Below are 14,399 nucleotides of genomic sequence, written 5' to 3'. Positions count from 1 at the left end.
AAATGCTTAATGCTAATTATAAAAAGTATTGGAAATGGATTATCAAATACAAAAAGGTTACCTAAAAGTTAGTGAAATCCATGAAATCTATTATGAGGTTTGCGGAAATATTAGTGGAGAACCGTACTTATTTGTTCATGGTGGTCCGGGAGCTGGATTTTCAGATGAGGATAAACGTTTTTTTGATTTCAAAAGGCATAAAGTTGTTTTTTTCGACCAAAGAGGATCTTCAAAAAGTAAGCCTTTTGGTTCTGTCGAAGAAAACACAACTCAAGATCTTGTTGATGATATAAATACTCTTTTAAGTCATTTGAGTATTCAAAAAACAAATATTTTTGGTGGTTCTTGGGGAACTACGCTATCGCTTATATTTGCGATTCAAAATCCAGAAAAAGTAAAAAGTCTTTTATTAAGAGGTATATTTTTAGGAAATAAAGATTCTATCGAATATTATTTAAATGGAGGTGTCGAAAATGAATTTCCAAAAGAATGGAATAGATTCAAAAGTAATATTCCTAAAGCAACAACATTAACTATTCCTGCATACTATCTTGACCAAATGTTACATGGAACTCCTGAAAATAAAGAGCTTTATTGTTATGAATGGGTATTTTATGAAATATCAATCTTTAAGGATAAAATTACTGAATCAGAAATTGATGCTATAATTAAACAATTTCCATATCATTCGCTGGCCATTATGGAAGCGCATTATCTAAGTAATGATTGTTTTATTGAAAACAACTTTATACTTAATAACAGCGGCGCTTTAGATGGAATTCCTATAGTAATTATTCATGGTAGAAATGATGCCATTTGTCCTGTTGTATATGCTGAAGAATTACATCATAAATTAAAAAAATCTACCTTATATATTCAAAATGGCGGACATTCTGATTCAGAGCCTGAAATTGAAAAGCGAATTATTGAAGTTTTGAATGCTTAAAAAAAATTAAAATTCGCTTTTTGTTTTCTAAAAGTTACTTTATACAAAAAATCCACAAATTTGAATACAATCAAATTTGTGGATTTTTGGTTTAGATAGTTATTCTAATTAACTTTTTATCCAATTGATAACTTCTGGATCTGTCGGTAAAGTTTTTGGTTTTATTACTTTTACCAATTCACCTTTTTCATTGATTAAGTATTTTTGAAAATTCCACTCAACTTCAGAATCCTGTAAACCATTTTTAGATTTTTGAGTTAAGAATTTATACACTTCACACATATCATCTCCTTTTACAGAAACTTTGTCCATCATAGGAAAAGTTACGCCGTAATTTTGTTGGCAAAATGTTTCAATTTCTTTGTTCGTTCCCGGCTCTTGCGAGGCAAAATTATTAGCAGGAAAGCCTACAATTACGAAACCTTTATCCTTATATTCTTTGTAAATAGCTTCAAGATCTTTGTATTGTGGCGTTAATCCACATTTTGAAGCTGTATTTACAATCATCACTTTTTTTCCTTTTAAAGATGCAAAATCAAAAGTGTCTCCTGATAAATCTTCAACTTTAAATTGGTAAATATTTTCTTTTGTCATGTCTTTATCTGTTTTAGATACTTTACTTTTTTTTGCTTGAGCCTGAATTTGCGTACTTAACAAAAAGACTACAGTACAAGCTATAAATGCTATTTTTTTCATCTTATATTTTTTTATAAAATTAGTTAAATTCTATTTTACAAAATGGCTTTGAAGGCTTTATTTTTATTAAACATAAGTTAAATAAAAAATTGAAGCCTAGCGTTAATCAGACGCTAGGCTTCCCCCCATACAAACAAATCAAACCATGAAATAATTATTGTGCATTTTGGCTTATATACTTCGAATTAAAGTTGATGTCCCGGTTATAGTGAAAATTATATTTTTAGAATCTTATACCTTTTTTTATAAAAATATTTTACTGGCGTTTATGTTTTAATTCTTTATTCTGGGCATGAATTAATAGTTAAAATTCCTTTTAAAATTTTCGGTTGGAAGTCCGGAGACATCAACTATTTATTATTTTACAAACAAATTCGCCATTACAATTTTGAACAAAACCTGAACAAATGACTTTGCTGTTGAAATTTATTAAAGCTAAAACAGAGGTTAAAGCAATAATTAGTATTCTAATCCCATTTACGTAATTCATGACGTTTTGGTTTTAATTATTGAGATTTATTTTACAATTCCTTTTCTGCAAAAGTTAAATTTCAAAACCATTTATATAGCATCCGTAATATTGAACAATTAAAATTGGATTCGTTTTTCTTTCTTTTGCTATTCTTCAAAAATTTTAATTCTGTTATAATAGCATTTACGTAATTGGATTGCTTTTGGTTTTAAAAAAGTAAAAAAAAAGTGATATTTTTTTCAATTCCCTTATTTTTCTAGGTTTAAGACTGTTAAAAATTTTCTAATTTTCACAAAAAAATAAATTATCTTTATCTCGAGTCAATAAAAATGTTTCTAATTTTTTTGTTTAAACTTAAAATCCAAATCTATGAGTCAAGAAGAATTATTAGTTTTAATTTACAAGAAAGACGAACGAGCTTTTACCCATTTGTATGATATGTACGCGAAAAGCTTATTTTCGGTCATTAATGTTCTAATTAAAAATCGTGAAGAAGCCGAAGATGTTTTACAGGACGTTTTTGTCAAAATCTGGAAAAATATTGATTCGTATAACGAAAGCAAAGGGCGTTTTTACACCTGGATACTAAATATTGCCAGAAATACATCAATCGACAAATTGAGATCTAAAAATTTTAATAACAATCAAAAAAACCTTTCATCGGATAATTTCGTAAATCTGTTAGAAGACAGTAATAAACTCGTTAATAGAATTGATACAATTGGAATTCAGGAATTTGTTAAGAAGTTAAAACCAAAATGTATTGAGATTATTGATTTATTATTTTTCAAAGGATATACCCAACAAGAAGCTTCAGAAGAATTGGCAATGCCATTGGGAACGATCAAAACACAAAACAGAAACTGTATTAATGATTTAAGAAATTATCTAAAAATATAATGGAAGCAAAAGAATATATAGAATCAGGAATTCTAGAACTATACGTCTACGGATTGTTGACTGAAACAGAGAATTTAGAAATAGCTGAATTAGCTAAGAAAAATCCCGAGGTTGATCAGGAAATCATTTCAATCGAGAAAGCTATTGTTGCTTTGTCATCAAGTTTCTCACCATTTCATTCTGTAGCAAATTTTGAAAAGATAAAAGCGCGTTTGGAATTGAAACATGGCAAGGTAGTCGATATGAAACCAGCTTCAAACTGGTCGCAATATGTGGGCTGGGCAGCTGCTGTGCTTTTACTTGTAGGTTTTGGTTACCAAACTTTAGAGTTGACAAAAACAAAAGAAGCAATCGCAACTGTTGGAACTGAAAAGAATAAAATCGAAAGAGATTTTGCTTATTTAGGACAGCAAAATAGAGAAATTGAGAAAAGCTTAACCATTGTTAGAGATATTAAAAACACTGGTGTAACACTTGGCGGGCAAGCCGTTTCTCCAAACTCTTTCGCAAAAGTATATTGGAATAAAGATACCAAAACAACTTATGTTGATGCCGCGGGTTTACCAAAACCTCCAAAAGGAATGGTGTATCAGGTTTGGTCTTTAAAACTGAGTCCGGTTCTTACGCCCACAAGCATAGGTTTACTGGATAATTTTGAAGGAAATAGTCAAAAGATCTTTGCTGTTAGTCAAACAGATTCTGCAGAAGCATTTGGAATTACATTGGAGCCTGCCGGAGGAAGTTTAACTCCAACAATGACACAATTATATACTTTAGGAAAAGTCTAAAATTTAGTTCATCATAAAACTTAAAGCGCATATTAAATTAGTATGCGCTTTTTTATTATTTTTAATTGAAATAACCTTAACAACCAAATTATGAACGGAACTTTACTTTTGAGAAGTGCAGTCGCTATTATACTCCTAACCCATTCTGTTTTCGGAATGTTTAATAATGGTATTAATGATTTTGGAAATTTGTATTTAAATCAAATTGGATTTGCTCCTTTTGGAGTTTTTCTGGCTTGGTCTATTAAATTATCACATGTTGTAGCGGCTATACTTTTAATTCTAAGTAAATATGTAAAGCTCGCAGGTTTTGTGACCATTTTTGTTTTGATAATGGGAATTATTCTGGTTCACTTTCAGGAAGGCTGGTTTGTTGTTGGCGGAGGAAGAAATGGTGTAGAGTATAATTTCTTACTCATAATTGTGTTATTGGCAATTATGTATCCGGATGGTTTTACGTCAAATAATAAATAAAATGAAATACTTTACATCCTGTTTTCACAAAACAATTCTTTTTTTATTTTTCTTATTTGCCCAAATTATATTCTCCCAAAATATTTCTGTCAGAGATTATATCTCTCTTAACAAAGACAATAAAGGAATAAAAAAAATAACTGTAAAAAGAAACGATACTATTAGAGAGGAACATTATTTTAATAAAAAAGGGATGCCTTATTTAATACTGAATAATTCTTATTCTGTAAATTATTATGAATACGATAATAAGAATAGAATTGTAAAAAAAATTGAAGGTGATATAATCCGAGGGTTTAGTTGTGATGAAGTAAAATACTCAAAAAATAAAATCGAAGTTATTTCCTGTCTTACTGAAGGTGAAAAAAAATTCCAAATTGAACATGATGAATACCTAGATAAGAAAGCGAAAGGGGTTCAATACTATATTGTAGGACAAGATACTATTACTATTGATGATGGTTATGCTGTAGTTGAATCAGACGAAGAATATTATAAATATAAAGCAGAAATTGAAATGATAAAAGATACTGCCGCTCTATTCAACTCTCCTAATTTCAAAAAATTAATGAGCGAACCAAAATACATTTCCTTTTCGGCTAAATATGACAGCAAATTACGGCCAATAAATGAAAAATATTTTAACTCTAGAAATAAAATCACTTCGGATAGAATTTTTTATTATCTGCCAAAAAAAACAACCGTTAAATATAATGTTGATATGATTGGAATTGGTGAAATTTCAAAAACATTAGATGATTTTAATAATGTAGTTTCAGAAATAGAGAAAAATAAAATTTTACAATATAAATATGAAAAGCGCAACTGTATTGAGAAGAAAGAATTTCAAAATCAAAAACTTTTAAATATAACTTCCCATATTTATAACAATGACCTTTTAGCAAAAGATGTATACGAGGATCTTGAAACAGGAAGTAAGTTTTTAACTGAATATGAATATGATGATAACAGGAGAATCGTACAAAAAGTAGATACTTCTAAATATGCAAAATACACTTATAAATATGAATACGAATATTTTTAAATAGATTTATCTGAGATCATTATACTTGTTTTTCTAAAAAAGGATATTATAATATTCAATAAAAAATACACCATATGCAAGTAATCTGTAAAAACTGCCATCAGGTTTTTGAAGGGAATTATTGTAATAACTGCGGGCAGTCTGTCGATACTCACAAAATAAACATACATTTTTTATGGCATGATATTCAGCATGGATTATTACACTTTGACAAAGGAATTTTATATTCTTTAAAACAATTATTTACCAGACCCGGACATTCTGTTCGTGAATTTATCGAAGGCAAAAGGGCTAAACATTTTAAACCATTGTCTTTAGTAGTCGTTTTAGCAACACTTTACGGGGTTTTATATCATTATTTTGATATCAATTTATTTCCATCTTCTGCAGAAAACAGTGTTGATTATTCTGAATTTAATGAGTTAATTGCTACTCATTTTTCGTGGATTACTATCTTGACTATTCCTCTTTATACAATTGGAACCTTTATTTGTTTTAGAAGTCAGGGCTATAATTTTGTTGAACTTTTTGTTTTAAATACTTTTAAAGCTTCACAAAAACTTTTTTCTCATCTTTTACTTTTTCCATTACTTATATATTTTAATGGAGCAACTGAAATTCGAAAAATTACAAATCTGATTTACGTCATTGATATTGTTTTGATATTTTGGACAAACATTCAGTTTTTTAATAAAATTTCTAAAACCAAAGTTTTCCTTTTGTCTTTATTGAGTCATATTATTTTTTGGATCTGTTTCTTATTCATCATCTATATCTTTTTTAAATTAACTGGAAAATTTTCTTACTAAGAGTATAACAAAAAAAGGTTCAACTTATGTTGAACCTTTTTTATGAATTAATAATAACTTAAATAATTCTCTATTTCTTTACTTTTTTGGTTTTATAATACTTACGGTATTTAGGGTAAGTTATTGCTCCAATTACCGAAATTGTTGCTAGTGAATACCAAATCCAGCTTAGTGAATGCGCTTCTCCGCTTGCGTAGGAATGTAAACCGACTAAGTGGAAGTTTACTCCATAGTATGTAAATAAAATCGATACAAAGGCAAACATACTCATTAAGTTAAAGAACCATTTACCACGTAATGAGGGAACAAAACGAGCGTGAATTACAAAGGCATAAACCATAATCGAAATTAGAGCCCAAGTTTCTTTTGGATCCCATCCCCAGTAACGTCCCCAGCTTTCATTGGCCCATTGTCCTCCAAGGAAGTTTCCGATTGTTAACATGATCAAACCAATTGTTAATGCCATTTCGTTGATATAGGTAATCTCTTTAATATGCAATTCCATTTTGGCTTTGTTAGTATCAGTCGTAAAGAAAATCAATAATAATGCAACAAACCCTAAAATCATACCTAGTGCAAACGGACCGTAACTTGCAACAATTACTGCAACGTGAATCATTAACCAATAAGAGTTTAATACCGGCTGCAGGTTAGCAATTTCCGGATCGATCCAGTTCATGTAAGCAGCCATTAAAATCATTGCGGTTACAAATGCAGAAGATGCCACTGTCAATTTCGATTTTTTATCAAAAGCTAAACCAAAGAACATTGTTGCCCATGCCACATAAATTATCGATTCGTAAGCATTACTCCAAGGTGCGTGACCTGAAATATACCAGCGCGCGATCAATCCTAATGTATGAAGCGCAAATAATAATCCAATGATTATATGAAATACATTTACTGTTTTACGAAGCCATTTTTTCTCAAAAAAGATATTTAATATGGTAAAAATCAGCATTAAAATAGAAGCTGTAATATACCAATAAGGCAAAACTTTAAAAACATCATATTTATTATAAGCGATTTCGGCGTCAATTTTCTGCTCACTTGGACGTACTTTTGCTCCAAATTTCTTTTGGAAACCATTAATACTTTCAACCAACTGATCGGCTGTATCCCAATTTTTAGAGATAGAAGCGTTGTTTAACGCGCTAAAATATAACGGTAGAATTTGTTTTACGTACGTAGAATCCATTCCTTTTAATCCCGCATTTTCACGTTCTAAAAACGAAACCCATTTATTATTAGGATCATTTGGAACAGGGAAAATTTTCAAAATACTTCCGCTTAAAGCAGATTCCATTAAGTTTACTTTTTTATCCGTTTCAATAAAATCTTTCTCAAAATTATTTGGATTTGCAGCTTTATAAGCGGCGTCTAAATATGGAGAAAGTTTATAGTTTCCGTTTTCATCAAAAAACTTAACAAACGGAGCAAATTCTGCTTCTTTGTCTATACCAATAATTTTACGAATACTGTCGTTTCCTGATTTGATATAAATGATCGGAATCTGAATCCAAACTTGAGCGTATTGCGTCATAGATAAAAATACCTGATCAGAATTCATTCCGTTATACTTGTCTTTGTGACTAACTTTTCTAAGCAGTTCTGAAGAGAAAGTATTAATTGGTTTCATTCTACCTCCTGCATCCTGAATAATTAAACGGCCAAATTTTGCCGCATGAGCTTCAGGAGCTTTGTAGATTGTCAATAACGAATCTAATTGTTTTTGACTTGGTGGAGCTGTTACATGGTTTGCATGATCATTTGGATCTGCTGCATGATTGTGGTCATGACCTGGTGTATGAACGTGAGGCGCCTGGGCAAAACCACTCATGCTGATCATTAAAACCAAAATGGTAATCAATTTTTCTTTTTTCTTTTGTACTCCATCTAATTTGCGTTTTAAATCGGCAAAACGAGAATGTTTGGTAAACATAATAGCCATCAATCCGAAGAATAACATAAAATATCCTAAGTATGTTATCGAAGTTCCCCAGAAATCGTGGTTTACAGATAATACTGTTCCTTTCTCATCAGGATCAAATGATGATTGAAAAAATCTATATCCTTTATGATCTAAAACGTGATTCATATAAATGTCAGCATTAAAAGTTTCAGTAGAATCCAGAACAGTTACTTTACTTTCAAAAGCCGAATAACTCTTTTCTGTTCCCGGGTATTTGGTAGCGATAAAATCGTTTAATTTTATTTTAAAAGGTAATATGTAAGCTTTACTTCCGTAGAATAAACTGTATTCAATTTTACCAATTTTAACGGTTTGTGGTTCACCCACACTACCTTTAGAACCTAAAAGTCTTACTTCTTTTTCTTGCCCTTCAGCTTTAATTTTTACAATTAAGGCATCGTGGTGAGATTTAGCTTTATAATCGTTATTTGATTCATAATCAATAACACCTTTTACAGCAGGATCCGGAAAAACAATTCGGATGTCTCCAATGCTGTATAAAGAACGCATCATTAAAGGCTGAACATTATCTTTAGTTACAGTTCCTTTTAATTTATCTGCCATTCGCATAAACTCACCTTCAAAAGGAGTTTGAATGGTATATTTTTCACCTGTTGTATTAATGTTTATAGCGCCTTCAGTAGGTTTATTTAATGCAAATAATACGTTGTGAATGTTTTGAACTTCTCCTTCTTTCAAGTAATGTTCTTCACGTCCGCCTGCACCCGCTTCAACTAATTTTAGGTATAAAGTTCCCTTTGGATCAGGTTTTACGGTTTCTTTAGCTCCCATGATGTAATTTACATAACTCACTTCAAAAGGAGTTTGATCAAATTTTCCTGATAACGTAAAGTTGTTATTCGTAACCGGAGATAATAAAAGATCTTTCTCGAAAGATCTTCTTCTCATTTGACCTTTATATTCTCCATCTGCAAAGACAGTTAAGAATGTTTTATCTGAGTAAATTTGATTTTCGGCAGCGCCTTCACGAATTGGCATCATACCTTCGTAACTAATATAACGCGTAATAAAAGCTCCTAAAAGAATAAATATAAAAGCAACGTGAAGTAATAATGTTGCCCATTTTTCTTTTTTTAATAATTGGTAACGTTTGATGTTTCCGATGAAATTAAGTACGAAAACGGCCATTATTGCCTCGAACCACCATGTATTATAAATTAAAATTCGGGCTGTATCTGTGTTGTACTTACTTTCGATAAAAGTACCAACACCCATTGCGATTGCAAATGCTAAAAAAAGAACGGCCATTAATCGTGTAGAAAACAAAAAAGAGAATATTTTTTTATCCATTTTTAAGGAATTACATTGTATAAAAGTGGCACAAAAATACTTAAAAATGTTGATTTGCGGTAGGTCTTATTTGTTAATAAAAACCAAATAAGACGCACTAAATTTAATCAATTTGACAAAAAAGTACACTTAACCTTATAAAATGAATCGCTTTAATTCTATATCAACTTTATTCACAGATTTCACAGATTAAAAAGAGTTTAGCTAATTCTTTACTTTGTTTTAGCTATATAATAAGAATATTCAAATTTCAAACGAAATGACCTTAATCCTTATAATCTGTGGCAAAACTTTCTTCTAATAATCATCCTTAAAAAAATAATGCTAATTTTGCGATATGATTCGAATATCCCTAATTGGTTCCGGAAATGTTGCGCAGCATTTGATAAAAGCTTTCACGAAAAGTGAACTTATCGAAATTGTACAAGTATTTTCGAGAAAAAAAGAAACGTTAGCTTCTCTAATTGATTTTGACAAAATTGTAAATGATTATGAGAGTTTAAAAGAGGCCGATTTATATATTATTGCAGTTTCTGATAAAGCAATTGAAGAAGTCTCAAAACAATTACCTTTTCAAAACCGAGTTGTGGTTCATACTTCAGGAGCTGCTTCTCTCAATGTTTTGGATTCAAAAAACAGAAAAGGTGTTTTTTATCCCCTTCAAACATTTTCTAAAAACAAAGAAATTGATTTTACAACAGTTCCAATGTGTTTGGAAGCTGAAAATATGTATGATTTTCGAATTTTAGAATCTGTAGCAAAGAGCATTTCAAGTGCTATTTATCCAATCAATTCAGATCAGAGAAAAGCGTTGCATGTTGCAGCAGTTTTTGTCAATAATTTCACTAATCACCTGTATCAAATGGGACAGGAAATTTGCGATGAACACAAAGTTCCTTTTGAAGTTTTAAAACCTTTAATTCAGGAAACTGCCGAGAAAATAAATACATTAAATCCAATTAATGCACAAACCGGGCCTGCAAAACGCCATGATTCTGTTACAATTGAGTCACATTTGGAGTATTTATCGAATGAAAATCAAAAGAATATTTATAAAATACTAACACAATCTATACAAAATAATGGCAAAAAGTTATAAAGAAATAATGAATGACATCACAACGTTTGTTTTTGATGTTGATGGCGTACTTACAGACAGTTCTGTTTTTGTAACTAATGAAGGAGAAATGCTTCGCACAATGAATATTCGTGATGGTTATGCGATGAAAGCAGCTGTTGAAAGTGGTTATAATGTATGCATTATTTCTGGAGGAAGCAATGAAGGCGTTCGAATTCGTTTACGCAATTTAGGAATTTTAGAAATTCACTTGGCAACGCCGGACAAAGTTGAAACATTTAAAGAATATACTGAAAAATATAATATTAAACCGGAAGAAGTTTTATATATGGGTGACGATATTCCTGATTTTCATGTAATGAAATTAGTTGGATTACCGACTTGCCCACAAGACGCCAGCCCAGAAATAAAAAATATTTGCCGCTACATTTCACACGTAAAAGGTGGAAAAGGTGCAGCACGTGATGTTATTGAACAAGTAATGAAAGTACAAGGAAAATGGATGGAACATTTTAGCGGAAAACACGATTAATTAATTGTAAGTCAAAAGCTTTCTGCCTTTGTTGCTTTAGACCTTTAGCACTTTAATTTACGAAAAAAAAGCTTAGAACCTTTAAAGAAATGAAATTCCTCAAACTCATACGATACAAAAATCTATTGATGCTTGCTTTTATGCAGGTATTATTTCGTTATGCTTTTTTGAAACAGCAAAATGTTCCTTTGGCATTGGCAGACTGGCAATACGGATTATTGGTTTTAAGCACTGTTTTACTGGCAGCAGCGGGTTATGTAATAAACAATATTTATGATGTTGCATCTGACACTATTAACAAACCAAACAATGTTGTAGTGGGCAAAGGAATCTCTGAAACTGCTGCATACAACATTTACATCGGTCTAAATATTACCGGAGTTGCGATTGGTTTTCTTTTATCAAATATTATCTTAAGACCAGGTTTTGCCTCTCTTTTTATTCTGATTGCTTCACTACTTTACTTTTACGCAACAACCTTAAAACAAATCATGATTGTTGGCAATTTTGTTGTAGCGCTATTATTAGCGATAAGTGTTTTAATTATTGGAGTTTTTGATCTTTTTCCGGCTACAGATTCAGAGAATCAAGCACAAATGGCAGCTCTTTTTTCAATATTATTAGATTATGCATTATTTGCTTTTATGATTAATTTCATTCGTGAAATAGTTAAAGATATTGAAGATGTAAATGGTGATTACAACCAAGGTATGAATACTTTACCTATTGCAATAGGAATTAGCAGAGCTGCAAAAATTGCATTGGGAATTGCTATAATTCCTTTAATCCTTTGTACACTTTATATTAAAACCTATTTTGTAGAATACGGACTTTTCATTGCTACATTTTATGCTTTTGCCTTTGTTTTGGCACCACTTTTATATTTTATTGTAAAAATATTTGCGGCAAAAACTCAAAAAGAATTTCATCATTTGAGTACTATTTTAAAATTGATTCTATTTTTCGGAATTATGTCAATTTTAGTAATCAACTTAAACATCAAATACAATGCTTAAAGAAAAACTAAAAAAATATACTATAATTTTAGCTTCAGGATCTCCACGCAGACAACAATTTTTCAAGGATTTAGATCTTGATTTTGAAATTAGATTAAAAGATATTGAAGAAGTTTACCCTCCTGAATTAAAAGCGGTCGAAATAACTGATTTTTTGGCTGAATTAAAAGCAAGTGCTTTTGATGGCGAACTAAAAGAAAATGAAGTATTAGTTACCAGTGATACAATTGTTTGGCATCAAAATAAAGCTTTAGGAAAACCAAAAAATGCGCAAGAAGCTTTTGAAATGATTAAATCAATGTCAAACGCTACGCATGAAGTTTTTACATCTGTTTGCTTTAAAACCAACTCTACTTCTACTGTAATAAATGATGTTACAAAAGTAACCTTCAATGATTTATCAGACGAGTCTATTTTATATTATATTGAAAACTATAAACCTTATGATAAAGCAGGTGCATATGGTATTCAGGAATGGTTTGGTTTTATGGCAGTTGCAAAAGTCGATGGCTCTTACACAAATGTTATGGGACTGCCAACAGCCAAAGTTTACGAATATTTAAGTACTTTAGTATAAAAAATGCTTATGTTTTCTTTTAAAGAATATAGTCACGAAATATTAACTACAATAATTATCTTAATCGCTTTAGTGACATTAAGGGTCATTATTGCAAAATTAGTTCGTCGTTACGCCAGTACAAGTCAATTATTGGAGCATCGAACTAATTTGGTTATCAAGTACATTCATATTTTAATGAACATATTGGTTACCATTAGTTTAATCGTAATTTGGGGAGTTGATACAAAAGATATTTTTATCACAGTGTCGTCAATTGCAACTGTAATTGGTGTGGCTATGTTTGCGCAGTGGTCTATTTTAAGCAACATTACTTCCGGAATGATTTTATTCTTTTCATTTCCTTTTCGAATTGGGGACACGATAAAAATTCATGACAAAGACTTCCCTATTGAAGCAGAAATTGAAGATATTAGTGCTTTTCATGTCAATTTGAAAACCAAGGACGGAGAAAAAATTATATTTCCAAACAATCTATTACTGCAAAAAGGTATTTCAATAATGCCGGCGCATTACGAAGAAAAAGAGTTTTTTGACTAAATTTCTCAATGGGAATTTTATAAACTATACGGCAAAAGCTAAAACGTTATTACTGTAATAAAGTATAATATTTGCTTAACCAATTTCTAGTTTTACTAAAATCACCAAAAAAATGACTCATTCCGTAAAATTACCGTTTTATGCTAAGCTTGCCTTTGTGTTAGTAAGCCTAATTAGTTTTGCTTTTATTTTTTGTATCGGAAAAGATATTATTACTCCCGTCTTACTCGCATTTTTATTTGCTGTATTATTACTGCCAATTTTTTCCTTCTTACACTCCAAGTTAAAATTCCCGAGACATCTTGCTGCGGGATGTTGTATTTTACTCTTCGCATTGTTTATTGTTGGCATACTGGCTTTTATTTCTTATCAGGTAAGTGATATTGCCAGTGATTTTGATGCTATAAAGAAAAATACAAATGCGTTTATTACAGATATCCATAAATTCATTAAAGATAATTTTCATGTGAGTATTGGAGAGCAAAAAAAATACCTGGATAATGTAGCGAAAGACTCTGTTCAAAACGGAAAAGCTACAATAGGTTCTGCAATCTTATCTGTAACAGATCTACTTTTAGATTGTACGATCATCCCAATTTATACTTTTTTATTCCTTTTATATAAAGATCATTTTATTCTATTTTTAGCTAAATTGATCAATAAAGAAGACCACTCTGCTTTAAAAGATATTTTATCGCAAGTAAAAGTTTCGATCAATAATTATATTTTAAGCTTAATTTTTGAAATGATTGTAGTTTCAATTCTAACAAGTTTAGGATTGTGGATTATTGGTGTTAAGTACTTTATTTTACTGGGATTGATTACCGGAATACTAAATATGATTCCGTATATAGGGATTTTAATTGCGGGAATAATTACAGTTATAGCATCATTAACAGGAACACCCGAAACGTCCATAATTCTTGGAATTTTAATTGTAAATGTTATTGTTCAATTGATTGATAATAATATTCTGGTGCCTCTAATTATTAACTCAAAAGTTGAAATTAATGCCTTTGTTTCCATTCTGGGAATCATAATTGGTGGTGCAGCTGCCGGTATATCAGGTATGTTTTTAGCAATTCCGCTATTGGCAATTCTTAAAATTATATTCGACAGAATCGAATCTTTAGAACCGTGGGGATATGTAATGGGCAATCATATGCCTAAAAAATTCACCTGGAGAATACGAAAAATCAAAGTAGTCAATTAAAAACACTTCGATTTTCAAAAGAAATAGTAT

General features: G+C 30.6%; 14 protein-coding genes. 12 read left to right on the top strand and 2 right to left on the bottom strand.

The features are described from left to right. Positions 1 to 34: 34 nt before the first annotated feature. Complete coding sequence (gene pip, locus ACHRVZ_RS00305; protein WP_395419996.1) at positions 35 to 946, top strand: prolyl aminopeptidase; 912 nt, start codon at positions 35 to 37, stop codon at positions 944 to 946. A gap of 108 nt (positions 947 to 1,054) precedes the next feature. Here pip and ACHRVZ_RS00300 read toward each other — a convergent pair whose 3' ends face one another. Beyond that, on the bottom strand, positions 1,055 to 1,642 hold the full coding sequence (locus ACHRVZ_RS00300) for a glutathione peroxidase (protein WP_395419994.1): 588 nt from the start codon (positions 1,640 to 1,642) through the stop codon (positions 1,055 to 1,057). A gap of 841 nt (positions 1,643 to 2,483) precedes the next feature. On the opposite strand from ACHRVZ_RS00300, the gene ACHRVZ_RS00295 reads away from it, so the two are divergent. The 5 genes from ACHRVZ_RS00295 to ACHRVZ_RS00275 all read left to right on the top strand — a co-directional run bounded on the left by ACHRVZ_RS00295 (position 2,484) and on the right by ACHRVZ_RS00275 (position 6,130). After that, the gene (locus ACHRVZ_RS00295) at positions 2,484 to 3,014 is read left to right on the top strand and encodes an RNA polymerase sigma factor (protein ID WP_395419993.1); all 531 of its coding nucleotides are present in this window, start codon (positions 2,484 to 2,486) and stop codon (positions 3,012 to 3,014) included. Next, positions 3,014 to 3,802: an anti-sigma factor domain-containing protein gene (locus tag ACHRVZ_RS00290; RefSeq protein ID WP_395419992.1), complete on the top strand. Its 789-nt coding sequence runs from the start codon at positions 3,014 to 3,016 to the stop codon at positions 3,800 to 3,802. Before ACHRVZ_RS00295 ends, ACHRVZ_RS00290 begins: the two co-directional genes overlap by 1 nt. A gap of 90 nt (positions 3,803 to 3,892) precedes the next feature. Continuing rightward, positions 3,893 to 4,276, top strand: a complete 384-nt coding sequence (locus ACHRVZ_RS00285) for a DoxX family protein (RefSeq protein WP_395419991.1) — start codon at positions 3,893 to 3,895, stop codon at positions 4,274 to 4,276. 1 nt (position 4,277) lies between these two features. Further along, positions 4,278 to 5,321 carry a hypothetical protein gene (locus ACHRVZ_RS00280; RefSeq protein ID WP_395419990.1) on the top strand — a complete coding sequence of 348 codons (1,044 nt, stop codon included), beginning with the start codon at positions 4,278 to 4,280 and terminating at the stop codon, positions 5,319 to 5,321. Positions 5,322 to 5,395: 74 nt separating this feature from the next. Continuing rightward, positions 5,396 to 6,130, top strand: a complete 735-nt coding sequence (locus tag ACHRVZ_RS00275) for a DUF3667 domain-containing protein (RefSeq protein ID WP_395419989.1) — start codon at positions 5,396 to 5,398, stop codon at positions 6,128 to 6,130. Between the two features lie 70 nt (positions 6,131 to 6,200). On the opposite strand, the gene ccsA is transcribed toward ACHRVZ_RS00275, so the two are convergent. Continuing rightward, positions 6,201 to 9,413, bottom strand: a complete 3,213-nt coding sequence (gene ccsA, locus ACHRVZ_RS00270) for a cytochrome c biogenesis protein CcsA (protein ID WP_395419988.1) — start codon at positions 9,411 to 9,413, stop codon at positions 6,201 to 6,203. A 337-nt stretch (positions 9,414 to 9,750) separates the two neighbouring features. Here ccsA and ACHRVZ_RS00265 point away from each other — a divergent pair, with 337 nt between their 5' ends. The 6 genes from ACHRVZ_RS00265 to ACHRVZ_RS00240 all read left to right on the top strand — a co-directional run bounded on the left by ACHRVZ_RS00265 (position 9,751) and on the right by ACHRVZ_RS00240 (position 14,369). Continuing rightward, entirely contained in the window at positions 9,751 to 10,512 is a 762-nt protein-coding gene (locus tag ACHRVZ_RS00265) for a Rossmann-like and DUF2520 domain-containing protein (protein ID WP_395419987.1), read from the top strand. Continuing rightward, entirely contained in the window at positions 10,496 to 11,023 is a 528-nt protein-coding gene (locus tag ACHRVZ_RS00260; RefSeq protein ID WP_395419986.1) for a KdsC family phosphatase, read from the top strand. The genes ACHRVZ_RS00265 and ACHRVZ_RS00260 overlap by 17 nt, the downstream gene beginning before the upstream one ends. 89 nt (positions 11,024 to 11,112) lie before the next feature. Then, positions 11,113 to 12,039 (top strand): geranylgeranylglycerol-phosphate geranylgeranyltransferase, encoded by a 927-nt coding sequence (locus tag ACHRVZ_RS00255; RefSeq protein WP_395419984.1) that lies wholly within the window; start codon positions 11,113 to 11,115, stop codon positions 12,037 to 12,039. Beyond that, positions 12,032 to 12,616: a Maf-like protein gene (locus tag ACHRVZ_RS00250; protein WP_395419982.1), complete on the top strand. Its 585-nt coding sequence runs from the start codon at positions 12,032 to 12,034 to the stop codon at positions 12,614 to 12,616. The genes ACHRVZ_RS00255 and ACHRVZ_RS00250 overlap by 8 nt, the downstream gene beginning before the upstream one ends. Before the next feature lie 9 nt (positions 12,617 to 12,625). Further along, entirely contained in the window at positions 12,626 to 13,156 is a 531-nt protein-coding gene (locus tag ACHRVZ_RS00245; protein WP_395419980.1) for a mechanosensitive ion channel domain-containing protein, read from the top strand. Between the two features lie 112 nt (positions 13,157 to 13,268). Further along, positions 13,269 to 14,369, top strand: coding sequence for an AI-2E family transporter (locus ACHRVZ_RS00240; protein ID WP_395419979.1), 1,101 nt, complete (start codon positions 13,269 to 13,271; stop codon positions 14,367 to 14,369). The last annotated feature ends 30 nt before the right edge of the window (positions 14,370 to 14,399 follow it).

The organism is Flavobacterium sp. FlaQc-57 (genome assembly GCF_044007395.1).
GTDB lineage: Bacteria > Bacteroidota > Bacteroidia > Flavobacteriales > Flavobacteriaceae > Flavobacterium.
Note: the sequence above shows the minus strand (reverse complement) of the source record. Positions and strands in the feature narration are given on the sequence as shown.